The 24310-nt window shown below is 47.3% G+C and carries 20 protein-coding genes; 4 read left to right on the plus strand and 16 right to left on the minus strand.

The window, feature by feature from the left end; translation table 11 throughout:
• Positions 1-6 precede the first annotated feature (6 nt).
• Both ACYVIY_RS21120 and eno read right to left on the minus strand, forming a co-directional pair.
• The gene (locus tag ACYVIY_RS21120; protein WP_460978380.1) at positions 7-318 is read right to left on the minus strand and encodes an FtsB family cell division protein; all 312 of its coding nucleotides are present in this window, start codon (positions 316-318) and stop codon (positions 7-9) included.
• Between the two features lie 70 nt (positions 319-388).
• Positions 389-1669 carry a phosphopyruvate hydratase gene (gene eno / locus ACYVIY_RS21125; protein WP_460978381.1) on the minus strand — a complete coding sequence of 427 codons (1281 nt, stop codon included), beginning with the start codon at positions 1667-1669 and terminating at the stop codon, positions 389-391.
• A 269-nt stretch (positions 1670-1938) separates the two neighbouring features.
• On the opposite strand from eno, the gene ACYVIY_RS21130 reads away from it, so the two are divergent.
• Complete coding sequence (locus ACYVIY_RS21130; protein ID WP_460978382.1) at positions 1939-2433, plus strand: hypothetical protein; 495 nt, start codon at positions 1939-1941, stop codon at positions 2431-2433.
• Positions 2434-2612: 179 nt separating this feature from the next.
• Positions 2613-3707, plus strand: coding sequence for a recombinase RecA (recA, locus tag ACYVIY_RS21135; protein WP_460978383.1), 1095 nt, complete (start codon positions 2613-2615; stop codon positions 3705-3707).
• Positions 3708-3862: 155 nt separating this feature from the next.
• On the opposite strand, the gene ACYVIY_RS21140 is transcribed toward recA, so the two are convergent.
• From ACYVIY_RS21140 to uvrA, 4 genes are all read right to left on the minus strand, one after another.
• Positions 3863-5149, minus strand: a complete 1287-nt coding sequence (locus ACYVIY_RS21140; protein ID WP_460978384.1) for a citrate synthase — start codon at positions 5147-5149, stop codon at positions 3863-3865.
• 177 nt (positions 5150-5326) lie between these two features.
• Positions 5327-6577, minus strand: coding sequence for a metal-dependent hydrolase family protein (locus tag ACYVIY_RS21145; protein ID WP_460978385.1), 1251 nt, complete (start codon positions 6575-6577; stop codon positions 5327-5329).
• Entirely contained in the window at positions 6574-6984 is a 411-nt protein-coding gene (locus ACYVIY_RS21150) for a hypothetical protein (protein ID WP_460978386.1), read from the minus strand. Before ACYVIY_RS21150 ends, ACYVIY_RS21145 begins: the two co-directional genes overlap by 4 nt.
• A 54-nt stretch (positions 6985-7038) precedes the next feature.
• The gene (gene uvrA / locus ACYVIY_RS21155) at positions 7039-9969 is read right to left on the minus strand and encodes an excinuclease ABC subunit UvrA (protein WP_460978387.1); all 2931 of its coding nucleotides are present in this window, start codon (positions 9967-9969) and stop codon (positions 7039-7041) included.
• A 352-nt stretch (positions 9970-10321) separates the two neighbouring features.
• Between uvrA and ACYVIY_RS21160 the strand changes: the two genes are divergently transcribed.
• Both ACYVIY_RS21160 and ACYVIY_RS21165 read left to right on the plus strand, forming a co-directional pair.
• Positions 10322-11371, plus strand: a complete 1050-nt coding sequence (locus ACYVIY_RS21160; RefSeq protein ID WP_460978388.1) for a ribonucleotide-diphosphate reductase subunit beta — start codon at positions 10322-10324, stop codon at positions 11369-11371.
• Positions 11372-11551: 180 nt separating this feature from the next.
• Complete coding sequence (locus tag ACYVIY_RS21165) at positions 11552-12349, plus strand: FkbM family methyltransferase (protein WP_460978389.1); 798 nt, start codon at positions 11552-11554, stop codon at positions 12347-12349.
• On the opposite strand, the gene ACYVIY_RS21170 is transcribed toward ACYVIY_RS21165, so the two are convergent.
• The 10 genes from ACYVIY_RS21170 to ACYVIY_RS21215 form a co-directional block, all read right to left on the minus strand.
• Positions 12344-13417 carry a glycosyltransferase family 4 protein gene (locus tag ACYVIY_RS21170; RefSeq protein ID WP_460978390.1) on the minus strand — a complete coding sequence of 358 codons (1074 nt, stop codon included), beginning with the start codon at positions 13415-13417 and terminating at the stop codon, positions 12344-12346. The two genes, ACYVIY_RS21165 and ACYVIY_RS21170, sit on opposite strands and share 6 nt — an antisense overlap.
• Before the next feature lie 60 nt (positions 13418-13477).
• Entirely contained in the window at positions 13478-13936 is a 459-nt protein-coding gene (locus ACYVIY_RS21175) for a regulatory protein RecX (protein WP_460978391.1), read from the minus strand.
• A 77-nt stretch (positions 13937-14013) separates the two neighbouring features.
• Positions 14014-15519 carry a carboxypeptidase regulatory-like domain-containing protein gene (locus ACYVIY_RS21180; protein WP_460978392.1) on the minus strand — a complete coding sequence of 502 codons (1506 nt, stop codon included), beginning with the start codon at positions 15517-15519 and terminating at the stop codon, positions 14014-14016.
• 36 nt (positions 15520-15555) lie between these two features.
• On the minus strand, positions 15556-17067 hold the full coding sequence (locus ACYVIY_RS21185; RefSeq protein ID WP_460978393.1) for a CsgG/HfaB family protein: 1512 nt from the start codon (positions 17065-17067) through the stop codon (positions 15556-15558).
• Between the two features lie 73 nt (positions 17068-17140).
• Positions 17141-17575, minus strand: a complete 435-nt coding sequence (locus tag ACYVIY_RS21190; protein ID WP_460978394.1) for a curli assembly protein CsgF — start codon at positions 17573-17575, stop codon at positions 17141-17143.
• Positions 17576-17623: 48 nt separating this feature from the next.
• Positions 17624-18154 (minus strand): hypothetical protein, encoded by a 531-nt coding sequence (locus tag ACYVIY_RS21195; RefSeq protein WP_460978395.1) that lies wholly within the window; start codon positions 18152-18154, stop codon positions 17624-17626.
• Positions 18154-18765 carry a curlin repeat-containing protein gene (locus ACYVIY_RS21200; RefSeq protein WP_460978396.1) on the minus strand — a complete coding sequence of 204 codons (612 nt, stop codon included), beginning with the start codon at positions 18763-18765 and terminating at the stop codon, positions 18154-18156. Before ACYVIY_RS21200 ends, ACYVIY_RS21195 begins: the two co-directional genes overlap by 1 nt.
• Positions 18766-19185: 420 nt before the next feature.
• Positions 19186-21249: a beta strand repeat-containing protein gene (locus ACYVIY_RS21205; protein ID WP_460978397.1), complete on the minus strand. Its 2064-nt coding sequence runs from the start codon at positions 21247-21249 to the stop codon at positions 19186-19188.
• 304 nt (positions 21250-21553) lie between these two features.
• Positions 21554-21967, minus strand: coding sequence for a hypothetical protein (locus ACYVIY_RS21210; protein WP_460978398.1), 414 nt, complete (start codon positions 21965-21967; stop codon positions 21554-21556).
• A gap of 102 nt (positions 21968-22069) precedes the next feature.
• Positions 22070-24169: a beta strand repeat-containing protein gene (locus tag ACYVIY_RS21215; RefSeq protein ID WP_460978399.1), complete on the minus strand. Its 2100-nt coding sequence runs from the start codon at positions 24167-24169 to the stop codon at positions 22070-22072.
• Between the last annotated feature and the right edge of the window lie 141 nt (positions 24170-24310).

Genomic DNA, 24310 nt, shown 5'->3' on the forward strand with positions numbered 1-24310 from the left:
CTCTTACTATTTTTCCAGCGGTTCATTATGCTCATCTACGATGACAAATACGTCTTCCGTAGGTTTTTTCATCAGGTATTTTTCGCGGGCAAACTTCTCCCGGAGCCGGTCGTTGCCTAATACCTCACGCCGTTCGGTCTCCACAGCCTTAATTTTGTTCTGATAGAACGTAATATCCGCTTCCAGCTCACGCAGCTTCCACCAGTTCCAGCCCTGCGAAATCAGATCGTTGGCATCAAAAAACGTCATCCACAACAGCAGCACCAGACCGGTTGCAACGTAAAAGTTGCGCACGAAGCGAAGAAGTTTCTGGAGCATGAGTTAATTGTTTAGCTGTTCGGCTGCTTATCTATTTGTTATTAAACAGATAAACAGCCGAACAGTTGAACTAGAACTTCAATCCGGGGAAGTAAGCGCTTTCGCCTAATTCCTCTTCAATCCGGATTAGCTGGTTGTATTTCGCCATCCGGTCTGAGCGCGAAGCCGAACCCGTTTTGATCTGACCTGTGTTCAGCGCCACGGCAAGGTCAGCAATGGTTGCGTCTTCGGTTTCGCCCGAACGGTGCGACATTACGCTCTTGTATGAGTTCCGGTGAGCCAGATTAACGGCATCGATCGTTTCGGTCAACGAACCGATCTGATTTACTTTCACCAGAATCGAGTTGGCAATGCCTTTGTCAATACCTTCCTGCAGGCGCGTTACGTTCGTTACGAACAGGTCATCGCCAACAAGCTGCGTTTTCTTGTCTTTCAGTAGGTCGGTCTGCATTTTCCAGCCATCCCAATCGTCTTCGGCCATACCGTCTTCGATGGATAAGATTGGGTATTTGTCAACCCACTCCTTCCAATAATTTGCCATTTCTGACGACGTCAGCTTGTGGCCGGTCGACTTTTTGAAATGGTACTGTTTGGCATCAGCATCGTAGAACTCAGAGCTGGCTGCGTCCATCGCGATCCAAACGTCTTCGCCCGGACGGTAACCTGCCTTCTCGATGGCTTGCAGGATGGTCTGAATTGCTTCTTCGTTGGATTTGATATTTGGCGCAAATCCACCTTCGTCACCAACGTTGGTGGCCAAGCCCATGCCTTTCAGAACTTTCTTCAGGGTATGGAAGATTTCGGTACCCATCCGCAGCGCTTCGGAGAAGTTAGGTGCATTGGCAGGCATAACCATGAACTCCTGGAAATCGATGGAGTTGTCGGCGTGTGAGCCACCGTTCAGGATGTTCATCATCGGAACCGGCAACGTATTGGCATTAACCCCACCGATGTAGCGGTAGAGCGGAAGGCCTGCTTCCTGAGCGGCAGCCTTTGCAACGGCCAGCGATACACCCAGGATCGCATTTGCTCCCAGACGGGCCTTATTAGGCGTACCGTCTAACTCCAGCATGATTTTATCGATCATGCCCTGTTCATAGACAGAGATACCTACTAACTCAGGAAAAATTAATTCATTGACATTAGATACAGCCTTAAGGACACCTTTGCCAACGTAGACCTTTGGGTCATCATCGCGAAGTTCAACAGCTTCGTGGGTGCCCGTTGACGCTCCTGATGGCACGGCGGCACGTCCTAGATAACCGTTTTCGGTGCGAACGTCTACTTCGACGGTCGGGTTACCGCGTGAATCCAGAATCTGACGGGCATGAATGCTTTGAATTGTACTCATTGGAGGATTAAGAAGGGTTAACAACGAATTTTTTGATCGTTCCGGCGTTCCGGTTTTTCGGATTTGACTACCAAGTTGTTAAGTGGGTTGTCATCTCAACGACAAAGTAACGAAATACGAGCCAAAACATCAGAAGGAGGGAGGTGAAAAGACGGTTAGCAGGGTGGTTGACTTCCGAACAATTCAGGGTTGGCACCGTTCTAAACAGAAGTTGTCAGAAAAATTTGTCAATTTGTGCGCACTAACCGCAACTAAACCAACCAAGATCCATGCGAGGATTATTGTACTTCCTACTATTCCTATTAGTCGTTTTTGGCATATTGTACGCCTTAACGGGATGGAGTTATAGCGATGGCGAACGAGCCGGTACCGTATCAAAGTTCAGCCGTCGGGGTTATCTATTCAAAACGTACGAAGGGGTACTGAATGTTGGGGGATTTTCGGGTGAAACCGGTTCACTGACGCCCCAATATTTTGACTTCTCGGTAAAAGACGACAATGTAGCCAAGCAGATTACCGATGCCGTTAAAACGGGTCAGCGCGTTACGTTACATTACGAAGAGAAAATCTTAAGATTCCCCTGGAACGGAGAAACCAAATACTATATTACTAACGTGGAAATAATAGGGCCACCGCAACGCCCGTATGGAGATGCGTCGGCGTATCCGGGGTATCAGCAGGGGCAGTCACAACAGCCCCAAACCCAAGGACAACCGTCGGCTCCGGCGCAGCAGGAACCGGCCAGCGCAGATTCGACATTGTAGCGTATCTCTATTGACAAAAAGGCTTAGTTTATCCCCTGAAAATCAGGGGATAAACTAAGCCTTTTTGTTTTAAATTAATAGGCCTGAAAGCGGCTAAAAATACCATAACTATTTCAGAAATCTGTTTGGTAATCTGGCCGTTTTTGGTTAATTTTATCTGTTTAAACAACCATCCTAACATGGCAAAATCAGATACGGCGCAAGCCACAGCATCTGCTAATGACAGTAAATTAAAGGCCCTCCAAACCACCATTGAAAAGCTCGACAAAGCGTTCGGTAAAGGTACCGTTATGCGCTTGAGCGAAAGTAAAGTTGTAGACGTTCCAGTTATCTCAACCGGTTCGCTTGGCTTGGATTTGGCGTTGGGTATCGGCGGAATGCCTCGTGGTCGTGTCGTCGAAATATATGGTCCTGAATCGTCGGGTAAAACCACACTGACAATGCATTGCATTGCCGAAGCACAGAAGTCAGGCGGTTTGGCTGCTTTCATTGATGCCGAGCACGCATTCGACCGTGTCTACGCCGAAAAGCTGGGCATTGATACTAAGAACTTGTTGATCTCGCAGCCTGACAATGGTGAACAGGCGCTTGAAATTGCTGAGCACCTGATTAGCTCGGGCGCTATTGATATTATCGTTATTGACTCTGTAGCTGCGCTGGTTCCGAAAGCCGAGATCGAAGGCGAAATGGGCGAAAGCAAAATGGGTCTACAGGCTCGGTTAATGTCGCAGGCGTTACGTAAGTTGACGGGTACGATCAATAAAACCGGTTGCTGCTGCATTTTTATCAACCAGTTGCGCGAGAAGATCGGCGTGATGTTCGGTAACCCCGAAACAACAACCGGTGGTAACGCGCTGAAGTTCTATTCGTCGGTTCGTCTGGACATCCGGCGTATTGGCCAAATTAAAGAGGGTGCCGACAACGTAGTTGGTAACCGGACCAAGGTTAAGGTCGTTAAGAACAAACTGGCTGCTCCCTTCAAAGTGGTTGAGTTTGACATCATGTACGGTCAGGGTATCTCGAAAGTCGGTGAAGTACTTGACCTGGCTGTCGAAATGGAAATCGTTAAGAAATCAGGTTCTTGGTTCTCGTACGGTACCAGCCGTTTAGCACAGGGTCGTGATGCGGTGAAAGAGCTACTGCTTGATAACCCGGAATTGATGGCCGAGATTGAAGGTAAAATTCGGGCTAAGATTGCCGAAGATGAAAACGCTCTGCTCGATCCTGTACTTGCGGGAACGGATGCTGACGATGAAGGCGAAATCGAAGATTAATTACGTGTAATACATGCTAAAAAAGCGGTGGCTGATGATTCGGCCATCGCTTTTTGTTTTTCGAATTCAGTTCATAACTGGACTTATAAGAACGTATTAAAAACCAAAGCCCTAGTCAAACAGACTGGGGCTTTGGTTAGAAAAGGGTGGGTGATTTAGCGTTGCTCAATCGATTTGAACTCGCGCAACGTAGACCCTGTATATATTTGACGCGGACGGCCAATCGGTTCTTTCTGCTCGCGCATCTCTTTCCACTGGGCAATCCAGCCCGGCAGACGCCCAATAGCGAACATCACTGTGAACATATTGGTCGGAATACCCAGGGCGCGGTAAATGATACCGGAGTAGAAATCTACATTCGGGTACAATTTGCGCTGTACGAAGTACTCGTCGTGCAAAGCGGCTTCTTCGAGACCTTTGGCGATTTCTAAAACCGGATCGTTAACGCCGAGCTTGCTTAATACGTCGTCGGCCGCTTTTTTGATGATCTTGGCGCGAGGGTCAAAGTTTTTGTAAACGCGGTGACCAAAGCCGAACAGCCGGAAGCCTGTTGTCTTCGCGTTCTTGGCCATGTCAACATACTTCGCTACGTCGCCCCCGTTCGCTTTAATCTCTTCCAGCATCTCAATCACTTCCTGGTTAGCACCACCATGCAATGGTCCCCAAAGTGCACTGATACCCGCTGAAATAGACGAATAAAGATTTGCCTGCGACGAGCCAACAAGGCGAACGGTCGAGGTCGAACAGTTCTGCTCGTGGTCAGCGTGTAGGATGAGCAATACGTTCAGCGCTTCCGCAACAACTGGATCAACCTTATAGTCTTCGACTGGTAAGGCAAACATCATGTTGAGGAAGTTCGGAATATAGTCAAGCGTGTTCTTTGGATAGTTGATGGGGTGGCCCATTGCCCGCTTGTACGACCAAGTCGCTATTGTAGGCAACTTAGCTAATAGCCGGGTGATGTGCAGGTCGATATTATTTAAGCCCGCGCCTTCGTATGAATCGGGGTAAAAAGCGCTCATCGCACTAACGAGCGACGCCAGAACGCCCATCGGGTGCGCATTGACCGGAAAACCGTCGAAGATTTTCCGCATGTCCTCGTTCACCAGCGTATGGCGACGAATGGAATTTTCAAACTGGGCGTACTGCTCCCGGGTGGGTAGCTCGCCGTAAATGAGTAAGTAAGCAACCTCAAGAAATGAAGCTTTGGCAGCCAGGTCTTCGATGGCATAACCGCGATACTGTAAAATGCCCTGCTCACCGTCGAGGAATGTAACGGCACTTTGGGTTGCACCGGTGTTTTTATAGCCTCGGTCTAAGGTAACATAACCGGTTTGGTCACGGAGGTTTGAGATGTCGAAAGCTTTTTCGTGTTCAGTTCCTTCAATAATTGGGAATTGGTACGATTTGCCATCAACGGTTAAATCAGCAGTGTTTGCCATACAAAAATCAGGGTAGAGTATTCAGAAATAACGGATTAGCAGCTTGTTGAGTAACAGGATACGTCCATGCCGGGCGAAATTAGCCCAAAAAGCTAAACGACGAATGAAATTGACTTAAAAAAGCCGCTTAACGTTTATATTCTAATGTAACTTAAGGAGCGCGCAATAAGTTTTGCGCTACCGTTTAAAGAAAATGCCGCCTTTCATAACTGCCTGAACGCGCTGCACATCTGTGATTGTTTTTATCGGATCACCCTGAACAGCAACCAGATCGGCCAATAATCCAGGACGGACACGACCCCGATCGGCCAGGTGAAATACGTCGGCATTGACGGAAGTTGCTGACCGTAATACGTCCAATGGTTTCATCCCATAATCAACCATCATGACCAATTCTCGGGCGTTATCACCGTGTGAAAACACACCAACGTCTCCACCCGCGCAAATGATTACGCCTGTATCCAGCGCTTGCTTGAAGGTAACTCGTTTTTGCTTGATACGTTCTGGCTCAGGATCCTGGCCTTTTTTCCAGCCCCGGTATTGACTTACTGCATCGCCAGCGGCCAGGGTAGGACAGAGGGCCGTTTTGTTTTGTTTCATGAGGGCAAAAATCTCGGGTGTACCGGCATCGCCATGTTCGACCGTTTCGCAACCGCCTAAGATCGCCCGTCGCATTCCCTCGGCCGTACTGGCGTGGGCAATCACGGGCCGGCCGCTGCTGCGTGCTACGTCGACAATGAGTTTGATTTCCTCAATGGTGTAAGTCGGGCGTGCTTCGGCCATAAGTCCCCAGCGGTAATCAGCGTAGATTTTTATAGCATCAGCTCCTTTACCAATCTGCCGTCGAACGGCCTGAATCAGCGCATCATGTCCGTCGGCTTCTTCAGCGCCCTGCGGTACGTCGATGTCAGCGCTAAATCCTTTTGGCGCATAGCTGCCTGTCGCGATAAGTGCCCGGGTTACAACGACCATACGAGGGCCAGGAATAATACCTTGATTAATGGCCTGTTTTAAGCCAACATCGTCGTAGTCCGCGCCTTCGGTACCGAGGTCACGGATGGTCGTAAAGCCAGCTAGCAGCGTCTTCTGCGCGTGAACCGTAGCACGGGCTACCCGTAATGAACGGGCCTCTTTCAGAACCTGATCGTCCCAGGGCGTTTCGTTATACGGATGAAGGAGCAGATGTGAGTGCCCTTCGATCAGGCCGGGCATTAACGTAGTGCCTTTCAGGTCAATAATTTCGGCACCATTCGCCTGAATCGTATTCAGCGGACCAACGGCGTCAATCTTATCGCCCTTTACGCGTACGGCCCAACCTTCATGCATAGCTTCACCATCAAAAACGCGATCAGGACGGAGAAGGTAAGCCGATTGGGCAGTGGCTAGACTTGCCGATAAAACAGCATAAAGGATAAGTATCTGTTTCATCGACGAACTGGTTTATTCTGGAGAAGATCAAACGCTCCTTTACCAAATACCAGAACGAGTAGGCCCGGCAGCAGAATAGCGCCAGCCCGAAACCCAGCGCCAGTAAGTTTATAAACGCCTGAATTGTATTGCGTGAAGCTTTGGAATGTATAAAACGCGGAGCCAGCAAATAAGGCGGTTAGAATAATAATACCTAAGGGCCGGCCTAAACGGGAAATGATTCCGGAAATAAGCAACGATACCACCACTACGGCCGCAACAGTGCCTAGCGCCTTAGGAAACGTTTCGAGGTACGTATAGTCAAAAAAGAACACCCCAGCCCGGCCAATCAGGTTGGGGTGTGCCAGCAGCCAGCCGTCTAAAACGACCAGCACGAGCAATAAAATGTAAAAGAAGGGGTTACGCATAATCCAGTTTCGCAGGTTGTATTGAGACGAGCGAAGATAACGGATTTGCCGTGTTTACCTTTCCAATTCTAGCTTCAAAAACTTGCCGGTATAACTGCCTTTCGCTTCGGCTACTTTCTCAGGAGTGCCTTCGGCAATGATCTGACCGCCTTTATTACCGCCTTCAGGGCCGAGATCAATCAAATGATCGGAGACTTTTATAACATCCAGGTTGTGCTCAATGATTAGAACCGTGTTTCCCTTGTCGGCGAGTTTATTCAATACGTTCAGCAGGTGCGCAATATCCTGGAAGTGCAGACCCGTGGTGGGTTCGTCGAGGATGTAGAGTGTCTTACCCGTATCTTTCTTGGAAAGCTCTTCGGCAAGCTTTACGCGCTGGGCTTCTCCTCCCGACAACGTAGTAGCATGTTGTCCCAACGTAATGTAGCCTAAACCAACGTCATTCAACGTTGTTACCTTCCGTAGGATTTTAGGCTGACTGGCAAAAAACTCAAGAGATTGTTCAACGGTCATGTCGAGCACATCGGCGATGGATTTGCCTTTGAACCGTACTTCCAGCGTTTCGCGGTTGAAGCGTTTGCCTTTGCATGTTTCGCACATGACGTGTACGTCTGGCAGAAATTCCATCTCGATCTTCTTCATACCCGCTCCTTCGCAGTCTTCGCAGCGGCCGCCCTTTACGTTGAACGAGAAACGGCCGGGCTTATAACCCCGAATTTTGGCTTCGGGCAATTCGGCAAACAATGTCCGAATCTCCGAGAACATACCCGTATACGTAGCGGGATTCGATCGGGGAGTACGACCAATAGGCGATTGATCTACCTCGATGACTTTGTCAAGATACTCTAATCCGTCAACCGTCTTAAACGGTAATGGCTCCCGCTTTGACTTATAGAAGTGGCGGTTCAGAACCGGGAACAGGGTTTCGTGAATCAGCGACGATTTGCCACTGCCCGATACACCTGTAATCGTAACCATTTTACCCAGTGGTAGCTTAAGCGTTACGTTCTTGAGATTATGTCCCGTCGCATTTTTAATGATCAAAAACTTGCCGTTACCCTTTCTTCGCTCGGTTGGTAGATCAATATTCCGGCGGCCACTCAAATAAGCGGCTGTGGTACTACCGTTCCGGACAAATTCTTCCGGGGTGCCAATACCTACTACCTGACCACCATGGCGACCAGCGCCCGGGCCGATGTCGAGAATGTAGTCAGACTCAAGCATCATGTCCTTGTCGTGCTCAACAACCAGTACGGTGTTGCCTAGATCACGTAAGTTCTTTAGTGAATCGATCAGCTTAACATTGTCGCGCTGGTGCAGACCGATGCTTGGCTCGTCCATGATGTACAACACACCCACCAACTGGGTTCCAATTTGGGTCGCCAATCGAATACGTTGGGCTTCACCACCCGACAGCGTACGTAGCGAACGGTCGAGGGTAAGGTAATCAAGGCCAATGTCGAGTAGGAAGCCAATACGCTTCCGAATCTCTTTCAGGATTTCTTTTGCAATGACATTCTGCCGATCGGTCAAGCGGCTTTCAAGCCCGTTGAACCACTCCGTTAGTTCCGCAATGTCCATCCGGGCCAGTTCGGAAATGTTCTTTTGGTCGATCTTGAAGTAAAGCGATTCTTTCTTTAAGCGCGCACCGTCGCATTCAGGACAGGTCTTCACAACCATAAAATCTTTGAGCCATTCCTGAATTTTGTCGGTGCTGTTCTCTTGCTGCCGTTTTAGAAAGTTGACAATCCCTTCAAACTTAAAGCTGTAATAATCCTGACCGGGGTACTTCTTTGAAGGAACTGTCGCTTCCTCCTCTGTACCGTACATAAGTGCGTAGAGCAAGTCATCGGGATACTTCGATACCGGTGTACTCAAATTCAGCTTGTATTTCTTTAGAATCGCTTCAATCTCCTTAAAAATCCATAGCTCGCGAAACTCGCCCAGTGGCGCGATGGCACCCCGGCTAATGCTTAACGACTTATCTGGAATAACAGAATCCTCGGTGATCTCTTCAACAACGCCCAGGCCATGACAAACCGGGCAGGCACCATAGGGCGAGTTGAACGAAAAAGAGTTTGGGGACGGCTCATCGTAACTAATCCCCGATTCAGGATCCATCAGGTTCTGCGAAAAATACACAAGCTGACCGTTACCATCGAGCATTTGCATAGCACCCTTCCCCTGCTTCAACGCGGTCTGTACTGATTGACTCAGCCGATACCGATCTTCGGCTTTGGGAACGAGCCGGTCGATCACAATCTCAATATCATGAATCTTGTAGCGGTCGAGCTGCATTTTCGGTACGATGTCTTGCACGACGCCATCAACCCGAACTTTGGTATAGCCGGTTTTGGCAATCTGCACGAACAATTCGCGATAATGTCCCTTCCGTCCTTTGATGACTGGTGCCAGCAACGTCAATTTCTGCCCTTCATACTGACTCAGAATTGTGTCGATAATCTGGTCCTGCGACTGCCGCTCCATCTTACGGCCTGTCACGTATGAGAATGCTTCGCCAGCCCGGGCGTAGAGCAGCCGCAGAAAGTCATAGATTTCTGTGGTGGTACCTACCGTCGAGCGTGGGTTTTTTGAAGTCGTTTTTTGCTCGATCGAGATAACCGGGCTCAGGCCATTGATCTTGTCAACATCGGGCCGTTCCATATCGCCGATGAACGAGCGGGCATAAGCCGAAAAGCTCTCCATATACCGGCGTTGGCCTTCGGCATAAATGGTATCGAACGCCAGCGATGACTTACCGCTGCCGCTGATTCCAGTCACAACCACCAGCTTGTTGCGGGGGATGGTGACATCAATATTTTTCAGATTATGTTCGCGGGCACCGAGGACTTCAATTCGGTCGTAACCCGTTAGGTCAATATCGGTGAGTCCGGTTTGCTGACCGGTGGCTTTTTCTTCCGTCGTCACGTTGTATTTGTTGTGGTCGGATCGCCGAAGCGTCGGACCGCATGGGTGGCCCTGCATCGAAGCGATGGTTTATCTTATTAGCAACGTAAAACAAACAAGGGTAGTTTCCAGACGTAATGCCGAAAATAGTCAATGCATTAACTAATTAACATGTGGCTAATAAGCGGTAAATCGACTAGTTATCGTATTCGAACATAATTGCTGAACTATTTCAAGAAATTACTCAAGTCATTGTCGTTCAATCAGCTGATTGTGTACATGTTATAAGTTTTCGTCATTTGTATCAACGAGGTTGCCGGTTGTAAACGTAGCTAAAAGGTCTAATTTTGTTAGAACAAGTTAACGCAATAGTAGGCCACTCAAGCAGTCGATCCGGCCGCTTAATTTCCTATATAACTCTATATTCGTTATGGTACAGAACGACGTAATTGAACCTATCTTAGAAGAAGACAAAGGCCGCTTTGTCCTGTTCCCGATTAAGCACTGGGATATTTGGGAATACTATAAAACCCACGAAGCGTCGTTCTGGACGGCGGAAGAAATTGATCTGGGCCAGGACATGAAAGACTGGAATAGCCTGAACGACGGTGAACGCCATTTCATCTCACACGTACTGGCATTCTTCGCGGCTTCGGATGGGATCGTGAACGAAAATCTGGCCGTAAACTTCCTATCGGAAGTTCAATATGCCGAAGCGAAATGCTTCTACGGTTTCCAGGTCATGATGGAAAACATTCACTCGGAGACGTACTCGCTGCTGATCGATACGTACATCAAAGATCCTGTCGAGAAAGATCGGTTACTGAATGCCATCGATACAATTCCATGCGTGCAGAAGAAAGCGGAGTGGGCATTGCGCTGGATTGAGAACGGTACGTTCGCAGAGCGGCTCATTGCGTTTGCGGTTGTGGAAGGCATCTTCTTTTCGGGTTCATTCTGTTCGATTTACTGGCTTAAAAAGCGGGGAATGATGCCGGGCCTGACGTTCTCGAACGAACTCATTTCGCGGGATGAAGGTCTGCACCGCGATTTCGCCTGCATGCTCTATACTGATCACATTGTGAATAAGCTGCCAGAATCGCAGATCTATGACATCATTCGGAATGCGGTTGAAATTGAGCAGGAGTTCGTGGCCGATGCGCTACCTGTTTCGCTCATTGGAATGAATGCCGAGTTGATGAAGCAGTATATCGCTTTTGTAGCCGATCACCTGCTCGTAACATTGGGTATGCGTAAAATCTATAACGTATCAAACCCGTTCGATTTCATGGATATGATCTCGTTACAGGGCAAAACAAACTTCTTTGAGAAGCGCGTTGGCGAGTACCAGCGGGGCGAAGTAATGGCTAAATTTAAAGCTATGAAAGCGGCCGCTGCTCAACCCCAGACGGCGGAGTCTGAAGCGCCCGTTAAAGTTGCCGAAGAGCCAAAAGGCTTTGTTATGGACGCTGATTTCTGATTTGTTACGTTGACATCGACCAAATTTACTAACTGATAAGTCCTCGTGTAGCTGGAAGTCTATGCGAGGACTTTCTTTGTTAGCAGTTATTCATCCGTTCATAATGCTACGTTAAGTATCTGTCGGAATAAGTAAGAGTCGACTTTAACGCAGCGAAAATCACGTACTATCAGTAAGTTCATGGCAGTTGAAGGCATTAACCGCTATTACCGGCTCTGGAAACACATCGCAAATCCAGGGGAATATGTGTTTCACAAATCCGAGCGACGCAGACGGGATCTTGTGTTCACTACTAAACCACTACCCATACAATTTCAGGTACCAGCTAGCCTCTATATAGTATTTAAAGAAATATTTATGGTGGATGTGTATGAGATTGATGCGTTGGTACGTATGTTACCGAAGGAACCTGTGGTCGTTGATATTGGAGCCAATGCTGGATTCTTCGACATTCAGCTCTTATCCAAGCTGAACAAAGCAACGATTTTTGCCTATGAGCCGATGCCTGCTAACATCAATATGTTAAGCCAGACGTTGACGCAAAATCCTCGGCTACAACAAAACGTAAGGCTTTTTCAGATGGCTGTTACGGGTCAACCGATGGATAAACTGGACCTTTTCGCTGAACCCGAAGAAAACGCTCAGGTTGTAGCTTCTATGTTTATGGGGTTTAATGAAAACAATACCCAAAAGATTACCGTACCCTGCATAACGCTTACGGATATTATTAAAGAAAATAACCTGGAATCAATCGACCTCTTAAAACTGGATTGCGAAGGGAGCGAATATGATATTATATACAATACGTCGCCCGAGCTTATCAGGCGAATCGGACGAATGGTTATCGAGGTACACGATGTAGACAACGAACGTAACAACATTGGGGCGTTTGATCAGTACGTTCAGTCGCTGGGTTATTCGACTACCCATTCTCCGATCAACTCCTTTTGCCACGCTATGGAAGCTGTTCGATTATAGACTCCTACTACTGCCTTGGGGAAGGATACGCTGATACAACTTCCAGTAATCGGCAGCTATGGTATCCCAACGAAACATACGGCTGCGTTGGCGTAACCGATCGGGCATATCGGGATCATTTCGGTAAGCAGTCATACCCTTTCGGAACGTATCGATGACGGCTTCTTCATCGAAGGAGGGAAAATAAAAAGCTTCCTGGCCACCAACTTCTGGTAAACTAGTCAGCGGGGAGCAAAAAACCGGTTTACCAAACGCCATGGCTTCTACAACAGGCAATCCAAATCCTTCTAGCAAAGACGGAAATAAAAAGGCCTCGCAGTTGGCATAGAACCACCATTTTGTCGATTCGTCGATTGGCCCCGGCATAAGCAAACGATCTGATACGCCCATTTGCTTTGCCTGTTCGAGAATCTGCCCACGATATGCGTTGTTATCAGGACCCGCCAGTACCAATTGATACTCAGGAAATGCCTTTAATAAGGGTAATAAGGTATGTACGTTCTTATAGGGCTGTAGCATACCTATAAAAAACAAAAAGGGTTTGTCAGGTGGAATCGCTGGCGGGGTCTGGGGAGTATTAGTGGGCACATCTACTCCGCAATAAATCACTTCGAGAGGAGTATCGTTAGGAATCACTAACTGCTGACGTACATCCTGAGCTACATAATTCGATATTGTAGTAACTACAGCTGATTGATTTATTCGCCATTGATACCGTTTTTTCTGACGGGCCTTTCGCTGATCTGAATAAATAGGAAGGGATAAATAGTTAAGGTCTAAAATCGTATAGACCAGTGCCGTTTTGCCTAGAGGAAGAAATCGAGAGCCCTGATAAAGGCAATGCCATACATCATAACTCCAGGGACGCCAGAAACGACGCCATCGACTCGCTACAATGTATCGAACAGTAGGCCCAAACATGCCAACCTGATTATGAGGAACCAGAAAGGTCAATTCCCAGCCGGGTGGTTGCTGACGGATTAATTCATGACCTAAATGCAGACAAACCTGACCTAAACCACTAGTGAGGTTGGCCATCCGCTCAGTTTCCAGGAAAAGTCGTGGCATAAATTGTACGTGGAGGATAAGTAGGCAAAATACAAGAAAAAGGTCACTTCCAAAATGAACTTACTCTTCGCTATCTAAAACCGAAAAAACCAGGTCAGACTCGTACCCTTTACTTAGCGCATACCGCACAAGTTTTTGCTTAATCACCAGCGGGTTATCGTCTCGTAAACTCTGCCGTTTTTTGTTCAATAGCTCGCGGAGGGTGTGTCGGTAATCATCCGGTGCAATCTCTTTCATGGCCTGATCAAGATTATAACCTGTGATGCCTCTTTGCTGAAGATGTTGTTTGATCTTACGCTTACCCCAGCCTTTTACCCGAAACTTACCACCCGCAAACGACTTTGCAAAACGCTCTTCATTTAAGTAGTTCTGCTGGATCAGCTCGGCGATTACTTCTTCGGCATCATCCCCCCAAACACCCCATTCTTTTAATCGATCACGAACTTCTTGTTGCGTTCGTTCCTGATAAGCGCAGAACATAGCCGCTTTGCGAAGGGCGTCTTTTAAGTAATCTGTCATAGCATAAGCATAACAAGAAATGGCCCTGAAAACTCTCGCTCAGGGCCATTTCTCTTTGTAAATTAACGGTCGTTCATTTACTGTCGCCAATACGGCATTTCGGCATCAGTGATCAATAAATTTCGGTTACCACCGTTCAAATCGGCTGCATATATTGAGCGTACTCCGTTACCAGTATTGTCCGTATTTGTGAAGATGATTCGAGAACCGTTCGGTGAATAACGGGGCTCCAGATCATTGGTTCCGGCTGGCTTGTTAGTGCCTCCAGATGATGAACTACTCGTTGTGACTTCCGTCACTTTTTTGGTTGTTATATCCATCTGGTAAAGCCGGGCATCAAGCTGGCGAGCCTGTTCGTTCACGAAGTTGCTGGAGTCTGACGAAAATATCAATGTGCGTCCATTGATCGAGAATACTGGATTGCTTATCCGGGCCATACGACGAACATAAAGTAAATTACTTTCGGAACCATCCGGCTTAATCGTTACGATCTCGTTGTCGTAGACGTTAGTGCCCGTTGAACGGAAGACAATTCGGTTGCCTTGTGGAGTCCAGTCACAACCTGCGAACGTACGACCCGTCCATGCTCTGTGAACTAGTTGCAAACCGGTACCATCAGTTCGCACCGAGTACAATCGGTCGTTGCTCGGATAAAGAAGCTGAGTTCCGTCCGGCGACCAGCAGAACGACAAATCAGTTGGCAATAAACCTGCGATTGGCACCGTTGTGACACGCCTTATATTACTACCGTCTGAATTCATTACGTATAATTGAAGCTCTGTATCCACATTGGAAATGTAGGCGATTTGCTGGCCGTTCGGGCTGACAATGGGGCGCCAATTGCTTCCTTCAAAGGTAAATTGGGCTACATTACCGGCTGTATTCGAGGCAAAAATTTGGTATCTTCCATTTACACGTCTGGCGAACACGTAATTATATTCCGGAAACGCTCCCGTTCTAAATGACCATATCGGACCATTGACAGTGCTGACACCGTCCTTAACAATTACCTGCCACAGATATGATGAATTATAGTCTAAGTTTACTACTAAACTATCGACCGTAAGCCCGGTTACCGAAGAGGTAGGTGTAAGACTACCGTTCCGGTACAATAATACGTCGTAAGTGAGGGTGTCCCGATTAGGGTCAGTAGCGCTCCACTTTAAGGTTAAATTAACTGGTTGAACCGTACTGTTGATAGCTGGGGTTACCAAAGTTGGCGATGTAGGTGCCGTGTTCTGGCGCGTTTCATCGGACAACAGTATGGTTATCACTGGAGACGTATCAACATTCGTTTCTACCGTGGCTACTTCTGTTGCATAATTAGCTTTGGTCACTTCTACGGTGTATTTACCAACTAATACACTGTCGAACCGGAAATTTCCTAACGAATCCGTATTAATTATACGGCTGGATGGCGAGAGCTTTATCGTCGCATTGCTAACTGGCCGCTGATCAACACTATACAGAACACGCCCCCGAATGGTTGTTAGTTGAGCGGGCTCAACATACACTTCTTCATTACAACTCCACACGCCAATTGCCCCCGCAATCAGTAATGTTAGATAAAATATGTATTTCATTGATAATTATACAATCGGTTAAAAAAGTTGAGAAGCTTATCTATTATTCGGCGTAGATGGCGGATTAACTGGTGTCTGTGTCGGTGCCGGAGTAACAGGAGAAGGCGGAACAGGAGCAGGTTGGGTTTGAGGAGCCTGTGAGGCCGTAATTGGCTTCACTTTTGATCCAGAGAACTGACCCAGGTGTATAATTAAGCCTAACGTTCCGCGCAGGTAATAATCATTACGTGCCCCCGTCACTCGTCCATCCAAAACGTCCGTAAATGGCTGGTTGTAAGATATAGTTGATCTGAGACCAATGTTCTTATTGAACGAATACTGAACGCCTAGTCCACCTTGAGCCTGAAAATATTTAGCTCCTTGTAATTGGAGGGCCGACGAACCCGTACGTGACACCATACCTGCTCCAGCATATAGAAGAGTTGTCCAGCGTTGATAAGGAGTAGGCCGAAACAGTATATTTCCTTCTAGAGATGAAATGTTGCTGGAGAAAGCGCCCTCGCTGGCTAAAGTTCCCGTAGCTCCGTTTATCTGAAAGCCGAGGGCCGGCGTAACATGAAGATCGACCGATGCACCATAGCTGCCTTTTAGGGTATGACGCGCGTAATCACCATAATAACGCATAACACCAGCATACGGGCTAACCGTAACTCGCGATGGCGCCACTTCATTACGGATACCGAACACGTCTGTCTCGCTCATTACAGTTTTTTCTTTCTCGTAGTCATCAAGAACCGTCTTCATATCTGCAGCCGATTTATCTGCTACACCCCATAACCCATCCCGTACGCCTTCAATAATCAGGGCCTGAACCGACTTTTCAATGGCTTCGGTAACGGCTAATTGACCAGGTTCTGTAGTCGTCAGTCCGGTTTCCGTTTCTAGCAACCGTTTAAAGGTTACGTACCGGAACAAACTGGCGTTGACGGTTTGAGACAGTATGGTTTTGGATGTGTAAATAGTTTTTAGAATCTTACCGGACTTTGTAGCGACTGCCCGCAGATAAACCGTTACGCGATCTTGTCGGTATTGGGTTGAACCACCTGAACCGAAGTATTGAAGGCCACCACCACCGGTAATGATATTCGCATCATACGAAACGACACCACCTTCAAGTATGATACCTGCGAAGAGGAGCGGAGGTAAGTTTTCGCCTTCTTTAAATTGAGCAACGCTCGATCGAACAATTTTGCGTTCGTTGAGGAGGTTACTTACGTTCTCGCGCTCAATTGGAACGAACCAGCCACTTTCTTCGAGTGCTTTTAACAAAATGTTCGTAGTTCCCTGCGTAATAGCGGTTGAGAAGTTAGAACCGGCTTCGGTCAGCTTATACTGTCCGGTTAAGTCGCGGAACTTATAGACGGCTGCTACTACTTTTTCTTTGGCAGGTGGAAGGCTGCGTAAGCTTGCGGTTGCTGGAGTTTCTTCGCCTAATCGAGCTGGCCGTGCTTTTGTTGGTTGGTAGAAAAAGGCTGTACAGCCCGACATAACACCTACCAACCCACTCAGGATAAGAACCTGAGCGGCATTGGATAAATTTACTTTCATTGTTGCAACTAAGAAGAGGAAGTGAAAGCGGCAAATTTGCCCTCTTGTAAGTAATAATAAGATGAGTAGGTGATCAGAAGTAAGGAACAGTAACGGAGGTTTCTCCTCCTTTGCCATCAACTATTCGTACAATAACCCCGTCGGTCCCATTACGAATCTCAACTTGATACGTCCCAAATCGATACGTACCTTCTTTTAATTCACCTTCGCCAAATTGATTGGTAACTAACCGGCTGGTTATACGTTGCAGAATCTGGCTCTCGATACTCTGCGAGAAGTTATCTAATGTACTATTCGTGCTGGTACCGAAAGAACTGCCTGTTGTTGACGACTTTGCCGCTTTCGGATCGACATTTTTATCCTGCGCTTGCGCCTGGCCTAGTAACCAAGAGTAGTTTAAGTAGCTACCTCCGAAATTCGGGTTATTAGGGCGATAGATAAAGTTTTGACCTGATGAATAAGTAGAAGCCCCAGTGATCAAAAAAATGAAGAGTAAGAACTGTTTCATAATGCGTTGTAGAGTACAGGTTACAACAAATAAGAACTATTTAAGCGTTTAAAATAATCCACTTCCTTTTTGGTCTTCGCTTTCGAGAGATTGCTGAACCTCCTTAAAATTAAGGACATACTGATTAGTAACTTCGGCAGCGTCATAGGCGTATAACTCCACAATATCTAAGCGTGCTTGCACATAGTTTTGCCAAATTAATTGGTCGTTAAGTGTTACAGAAATAATCGTAGTCCCGACACCAAAGGCTGGTAATTCATCGATTGTTACCAGAAAGGCATTAAGATCTAACTCTAGATTTGGGGTTACTTTGGCAGTCGTATCCGATGAGATGGGAGAGTTACTTAGCGATTTTGGCAGTTCAGCGTAGTGGCGAAAGAAGGCGTCGTAGAACTCACGGCCAATTTTAGACCGGGTATTATCCAGGAGTAATGTTTCTGTGCCCTCATTAGATACAACGGCTTCATCCAAAGTACCCTCAATCAAGCGTCCCTCATCAAGGTCAGGGTCCTGAGCCCACCCATCCAGACTGATTATTACCAAAAAAGCGAGCAGAACGAAGCGTAAAAAAGCACTCATCAGTTCCCAAAAACTCTGCCTTGTTGAATCGTAATAGATGCTCCGCCTGACTGTTCGATTCTCAAATTGGGAATTCCGGTACTAAGCGGATCTTTAAACAGAGTCGAATTGTCCATGTTAAAAGAGTTGGCCCCAGCACCTTGCTTTAGTTCTAGACGCATGTTGTCTTTCTGAATTCCCTGTAGATTTACTACGTCTCCGCCGTCTTGAGTAATCATGAATCGGTTATTTGTTCCGCCCAAGCCAATATTAGCTATATTGCTGCCTCCCGTTTGAGTTAGGATTAAACTATTATTGGCACCAGTTAGTGTTGCATTTACGTTGTTACCGTTATTGACTTGATTTATATCTAACCGGTTATTGGTACCCGACAGAGTCTGAACAACTGCCTGATTATTTAAACCTTCTTGATAAAGTTTCACTGAACTTAACGGCAAAGACGGATCAGGAATATCAGTTTGACTTTTCACCAAAACTGTATTAACCTTTTGACTACTGCTTATTGGAATATCCCAATAAGCATCCAACGTATTGCTCTGAGGTTGAGAGACTGTCTGCGCCTGTGCTGTACCGAAAACAATACTTATTAAAACAAAGAGAAGACGATTCATAACAGTGTTCAGTTTGAACAGACTTTTAAGAGTATCAAAGATAATAAGTCTGATTGATAAAGTATCGCATTACTATTCACAAAAACACACAACTTATTTACCGTGAGCTATTAAGTATGTAGGCATAGATTTGAAACGCACATCCTATATTATTACCCTTAGAAAGACAGCATGTATCTATTACGTTTACTAACGTCACTACGTTGCTTGGTGATATACATATTAATAAAATTCAATACATGCCATTTGGACGCGTTACGTGCTCAACTACATTTATCGAATTTGGAGAGAGCACCTGGTTCCCACGTTGAGATGGTAGAAATGACATTTTCACCTTTAATAATCACTGATATTATACGCCATAAAAAAAACCTGAGCCTTACCACTAGGCTCAGGTTTTCGGTTACTTATCAGCTCGCCTTAGTTAGCGTTCTGCGTAACCACTTGGGTATTGTTGTTGCCCACCTGGGTGTAGGAGTACACCAGGTTAGACGACGAGTTGCCGTTCTGCACCAGCGTCAGACGGTTGTTGTAGCCGTTCTGGGAGGCAATGTCGTTGTTGCCACCTTGGCCCTTAACGATGTTGTTGTTACCGTTCTGGGTGATGTCAGCAAAGTTGTTGTTGCCCTGTTGGAGGAACCGCGTTACGTTGTTCGAACCGTTCTGGGTCAAGGTAATAAAGTTGTCGTTTGAGGACTGGATATCCGTTGCCCGGCCTTGTTGGAGGAAGGCAATATTGTTCGAGCCGTTGATCTGGTTAATGATGGCCTGGTTACCAAACGCACTCACCCCATCGGCGTTGGAACCGGTGAACTGCAGGATGGTCGCCTGGTTGCCGCTACCCGTCGAGCTTTGGTTGATCTCGGCCCGAGCTCGGATCGACCCCGAGGACTGGATGATCAATCCAAATGAACCGGAGCCCGCTGATTGATTGATCGTACCGGTGTTAAAGCGGCCTTGCTGGGCGATCACAGCATTATGGTCTACGCCCCCTGACTGGGTGATGCTACCTGTGTTATCGTTAGATAACAGACCGATGGTAAAGGCTTGTCCACCAATATCAGTCAAGGCGATGGTGTTACCAGCTGCATCTTCAACCGTGGATTTCCCTTGGCTGATGCGTGCATTCAGGTTATTGCCCGTCGTCTGGTCAATTGTAGCTGTATTCCTATTGGCTTGAACCACCTCGTTAGTAGCCAAACTAGTACGCCCCTGATCAATCAAAGCACTACTGTTTGTTACTCCGTTAGCTTGAGTAATAGTGGCAGTATTATCTCTGCCGTTGCTTTGTCCATTAAGACCGGTAGCACTATTCTGAACTACCTGCGCAAAATTGTTCTGACCATTTTGGTTAATAGTGGCTATATCGCCCGTTGAGTAAGAGCCACCACCAAATGCCTGGTAAATATTTGCAGTTCCGTTCAGTGTTGAACTTCCCTGGTTAATGGTTGCCTGATCACCGTCGCTTTGTCCGTTGTAGCCTTGGGCGATTACGGCCGCACTACTTTGCCCAGCCTGGGTTATACCTGCCGTACTTCCATTGTCACTTCCTAAGAATAAGGCGCCCTGAACAATTTCGGCGGTATTGTCAACATTCGTTTGAACTATAGCGGCTGAGCTTCCAAGCGCTTCGCCCGATTCAACGCCCTGTCTGATCGCAGCTAGGTTATTAACCGCCGATTGAAGAATACTAGCGGTACTAGCTTCTGAACGACCAGCTGAAATTGCGGCATCTCCATCGACATTATCAGTGGTTCCCTGATTGATGGTAGCGTTTACGTTACTGGCTAACTGAGTTATGGTTGCAATGTTAGAAATTGATTCTGCAATACTTCCATAATTACTAAAACTCACATCACCAGCGTTAGTTCTACCCTGACTGATTGTAGCGACAGCACCTGTAACGGCACCATCGGAGATATTCTGACCACTAAAGCCCTGGAAAATGAAGGCATCATTATTCACTGAACCATTACTTTGATTAACAGTTCCTGTTAACTGCGACCCGTTCTGGTAAATTTCGGATCCGTTCCGGCGGCTATTATTATCTTGGTTTAGTAGCGCCGTATTATTATTACCATTCTGGAGGATACCGCCGAAGTTACCGTCATTGGCAGCCGAACCAATCGTCGCTGAGCCCGATACACCACCACCACTCAGGCCTTGTGAACCGCCCGTCTGACTAATATTAGCTAGGTTGTTTGGACCGCCTATCTGGCTGATACCCGCCCGGTTACCCTGCGAGCCATTATTCTGAGTAATGTTAGCCTCATTAGGCCCCGTGTTAGTCGGCGTACCTTGGTAGGTGATAGCATAGTTACCATAGTTCTCGCCACCCTGTTGTTGTTGGCGGATAACACCGGTTTGATTCTCACCATTGCGCACTTGCTCGGCGTACTGTTGCAAGCCGTTCTGGAAAATTTGGGCGTGGGATGCGGCAGCGAAGGCCATCAACGCTGCGCTAGTTAGGATTACTTTTTTCATTTAGCGTACTACTTTAAAAAGTTAAAAAACATAACGTTCTTAGGTAGACTCACCAGTTAGTCTACCTAACCGCATAGTATACTATAATGAAAGTAAATTGTTTTGTTTATTTATTGATCAAAATTATCCAAAGACATTGATTGTTTATCCCGCTTATTTGCTCCTTACCTCACTTACTGATTATGACATACTATAATAAAAATAGGTTTTAGAATGGAACTGATACTAGTATCAGTTCCATTCTAAAACCTACACGAATACTTGTGAAGTAATTGCTTTGAAATTAACTACTCACGACTGGAGGCTAATCTTTTTTAGGTCGACTTTTATCATCCCGTTTCCCAGATTTTTTATCTGTTGGGTTTTTGCCATTACTTTGATGAATGTAAATCGAGTTGCTGCCATTAGTCTGATCGATCACCACATCACTATCGCCCGACTGGCTCACCGTAATGCTTTGTCCGGTTGCTTCATCACCCTGGCTAATAACAGCTGTATTACCGTGGCTGATCTTAGCTACGTTGCCACTCCCTGACTGAGTAATTATCGCTCGGTTTGAACCGTCACTCGACTGACTCACCGACGAGCTGTTGCCTGTCCCGCTCTGTACAATTGATATTTCCTTCCCATTACCCTGCTGGCTAATCACAGCTGTGTTCTGGGCCTGGACAGCGGCCGTACCTAGTAAGGTGGCTGCCCAAAAAAAGAGTGATTTCATAAGCTTGTTGTAGAGGTAATCTTTACGAGCAACGCCTGAATTTAATAAAAAAACCTGAGCCTTACCACTAGGCTCAGGTTTTCGTTTACTCATCAGCTCGCCTTAGTTAGCGTTCTGCACCACGTTTTGCGTGTTGTTGTTGCCATTCTGAGTGTACGAGTACACCAGGTTAGACGACGAGTTGCCGTTCTGCACCAGCGTCAGACGGTTGTTGTAGCCGTTCTGGGAGGCAATGTCATTGTTGGCACCTTGGCCCTTAACGATGTTGTTGTTACCGTTCTGGGTGATGTCAGCAAAGTTGTTGTTGCCTTGTTGGAGGAACCGCGTTACGTTGTTCGAACCGTTCTGGGTCAACGTAATGAAGTTGTCGTTGGAAGAGGCTACATCCGTTGCCCGGCCTTGTTGGAGGAAGGCAATGTTGTTCGAGCCAATACCGATCTGGTTAATGATAGCCCGGTTGCCGAAACCATCCAATCCATCGGCGTTAGAACCGGTGAACTGCAGGATGGTAGCTGAGTTACCGCTACCCGTCGAGCTTTGGTTGATTACCGCCTGACCCCGGATCGAACCCGAAGACTGAATAATCAGGGCTGTTGTACCTGAGCCACCCGTCTGGTTGATGGCACCGGTGTTGAAACGACCCTGCTGAGCGATAACCGCGTTGTTCAGGATGTTCGGCCCCGTCTGATTGATAGTAGCGTTGTTATCGTTAGACAACTGGCCAATGGTAAAGGCTTGACCGCCGATATCAACCAATGGGATAGTAGCACCCGTAGCATCCTGCGGGTTAGTTTTACCCTGGCTGATACGAGCCCGAGATGACGAGTTCGTTGCTCCAGTTTGGGTAATGGTAGCTGTGTTGCGGTTAGATTGAATAAATTCACCCGCTTGAGCCGACCCCTGATCGATAATGGCCAGAGCGTTGGTTACGCCAGTACCCTGCGTAATGGTTGCCCGGTTGCTACGTCCATTTGACTCGCCACCCCCTGCGCCTGTGAAGTCCTGAGAGCTGTTTTGTACGATGAACGCACCCGTCAGATTCAGCGTAGTTGCCGTGCTGTTCTGGTTGATGGTAGCCTGGTCATCGCTCGAGAAGGAGCCTATACCGTTACCCTGACGAATGCTGGCGACGCCAAGCTGAACGTTTGCACCTTGGGTGATATTAGCTGTGTTATTATCCGTAGCACCGAAAGAGCCTTGGGTAATGTACGCAGCGTTTGCAATGGTACCACCGTTCCCAATTTGCGTGATGTTAGCCACGCTATTCAAGTCCGAACCATTTGCATTAGAACCTTGGAAGACGAATGCTACATCGCTCGATCCATTCTGAACGATAGAGGCCCGGCTACCAACAGCTTCCCCTGATACGCTACCTTGTTCGATATAAGCGACGCTTGCTACTTGCGTTTGCAGGATGGTAGCTTCTACACCGTCAGCGCGGCCTGACTCACCCGTGGCACCACCGGCTAAACCTCTAGAACCTTGAGAAATACCAGCAACTACTGCACTAGCTAACTGAGTGATCGTAGCCCGGCTAGCTACTGCTTCCGGAATAACGCCACTGGTGCTAATATCATTCGCATCAACCCGGCCCTGATAAATTAAGGCTTGAGCGCCAGTTGTTGCAGTACCTTGGACATTCTGGCCTTGATAACCTTGGAAGATGAAAGCATCGTTGTTGACCGACCCGTTGCTTTGGTTAATAGATCCAGCGTTTTGGGTACCGTTCTGCCAGTACTCAGCACCGTTCCGGCGGCTGTTGTTATTCTGTTCCAAGAGAGCTACGTTGCCCTGACCTTGTTGCAGAATACCACCGAAGTTACCGTCGTTGGCAGCCGAACCAATCGTCGCAGAGCCCGATACACCACCACCACTCAAGCCTTGTGAACCACCATTCTGGTTGATGTTAGCGAGGTTACCAGGACCGCCGATTTGGCTGATACCCGCCCGGTTGCCCTGCGAACCACCACGTTGATTGATGTTAGCCTCGTTTGGTCCTCCATTGGTCGGCACGCCCTGGTAAGTAATGGCATAGTTACCATAGTTCTCGCCACCTGCGTTCTGCTGCCGGATAATACCAGTCTGGTTTTCACCATTGCGGACCTGCTCGGCATACTGCTGCAAGCCGTTCTGGAAGATCTGGGCGTAGGATGCGGCAGCGAAGGCCATCAACGCTGCGCTAGTTAGGATTACTTTTTTCATTGAAATGTACTGATTTGGAAAAGTTAAACATTTGATATTACTTAAATGACCTGCTGTTTGTAAGGGACCCTAAGTAATGCTTTGAATTAGCTCAAACATACCTATTAATGTGTGTGCTAAGGAAATTATATTCAGTTTTAT

This window comes from Spirosoma knui (assembly GCF_054780635.1).

Excerpts from the sequence above, each read along its gene's own strand:
- ACYVIY_RS21120 (WP_460978380.1), bottom strand. The coding sequence starts at position 318 with ATGCTCCAGAAACTTCTTCGCTTCGTGCGCAACTTTTACGTTGCAACC.
- ACYVIY_RS21150 (WP_460978386.1), bottom strand. The coding sequence starts at position 6,984 with ATGCGTAACCCCTTCTTTTACATTTTATTGCTCGTGCTGGTCGTTTTA.
- ACYVIY_RS21215 (WP_460978399.1), bottom strand. The coding sequence starts at position 24,169 with ATGAAAAAAGTAATCCTAACTAGCGCAGCGTTGATGGCCTTCGCTGCC.
- ACYVIY_RS21165 (WP_460978389.1), top strand. The coding sequence starts at position 11,552 with ATGGCAGTTGAAGGCATTAACCGCTATTACCGGCTCTGGAAACACATC.
- ACYVIY_RS21195 (WP_460978395.1), bottom strand. The coding sequence starts at position 18,154 with ATGAGTGCTTTTTTACGCTTCGTTCTGCTCGCTTTTTTGGTAATAATC.
- uvrA (WP_460978387.1), bottom strand. The coding sequence starts at position 9,969 with ATGCAGGGCCACCCATGCGGTCCGACGCTTCGGCGATCCGACCACAAC.
- ACYVIY_RS21210 (WP_460978398.1), bottom strand. The coding sequence starts at position 21,967 with ATGAAATCACTCTTTTTTTGGGCAGCCACCTTACTAGGTACGGCCGCT.
- ACYVIY_RS21130 (WP_460978382.1), top strand. The coding sequence starts at position 1,939 with ATGCGAGGATTATTGTACTTCCTACTATTCCTATTAGTCGTTTTTGGC.
- ACYVIY_RS21185 (WP_460978393.1), bottom strand. The coding sequence starts at position 17,067 with ATGAAAGTAAATTTATCCAATGCCGCTCAGGTTCTTATCCTGAGTGGG.
- eno (WP_460978381.1), bottom strand. The coding sequence starts at position 1,669 with ATGAGTACAATTCAAAGCATTCATGCCCGTCAGATTCTGGATTCACGC.
- ACYVIY_RS21140 (WP_460978384.1), bottom strand. The coding sequence starts at position 5,149 with ATGGCAAACACTGCTGATTTAACCGTTGATGGCAAATCGTACCAATTC.
- ACYVIY_RS21170 (WP_460978390.1), bottom strand. The coding sequence starts at position 13,417 with ATGCCACGACTTTTCCTGGAAACTGAGCGGATGGCCAACCTCACTAGT.
- recA (WP_460978383.1), top strand. The coding sequence starts at position 2,613 with ATGGCAAAATCAGATACGGCGCAAGCCACAGCATCTGCTAATGACAGT.
- ACYVIY_RS21190 (WP_460978394.1), bottom strand. The coding sequence starts at position 17,575 with ATGAAACAGTTCTTACTCTTCATTTTTTTGATCACTGGGGCTTCTACT.
- ACYVIY_RS21180 (WP_460978392.1), bottom strand. The coding sequence starts at position 15,519 with ATGAAATACATATTTTATCTAACATTACTGATTGCGGGGGCAATTGGC.
- ACYVIY_RS21160 (WP_460978388.1), top strand. The coding sequence starts at position 10,322 with ATGGTACAGAACGACGTAATTGAACCTATCTTAGAAGAAGACAAAGGC.
- ACYVIY_RS21175 (WP_460978391.1), bottom strand. The coding sequence starts at position 13,936 with ATGACAGATTACTTAAAAGACGCCCTTCGCAAAGCGGCTATGTTCTGC.
- ACYVIY_RS21145 (WP_460978385.1), bottom strand. The coding sequence starts at position 6,577 with ATGAAACAGATACTTATCCTTTATGCTGTTTTATCGGCAAGTCTAGCC.
- ACYVIY_RS21205 (WP_460978397.1), bottom strand. The coding sequence starts at position 21,249 with ATGAAAAAAGTAATCCTAACTAGCGCAGCGTTGATGGCCTTCGCTGCC.
- ACYVIY_RS21200 (WP_460978396.1), bottom strand. The coding sequence starts at position 18,765 with ATGAATCGTCTTCTCTTTGTTTTAATAAGTATTGTTTTCGGTACAGCA.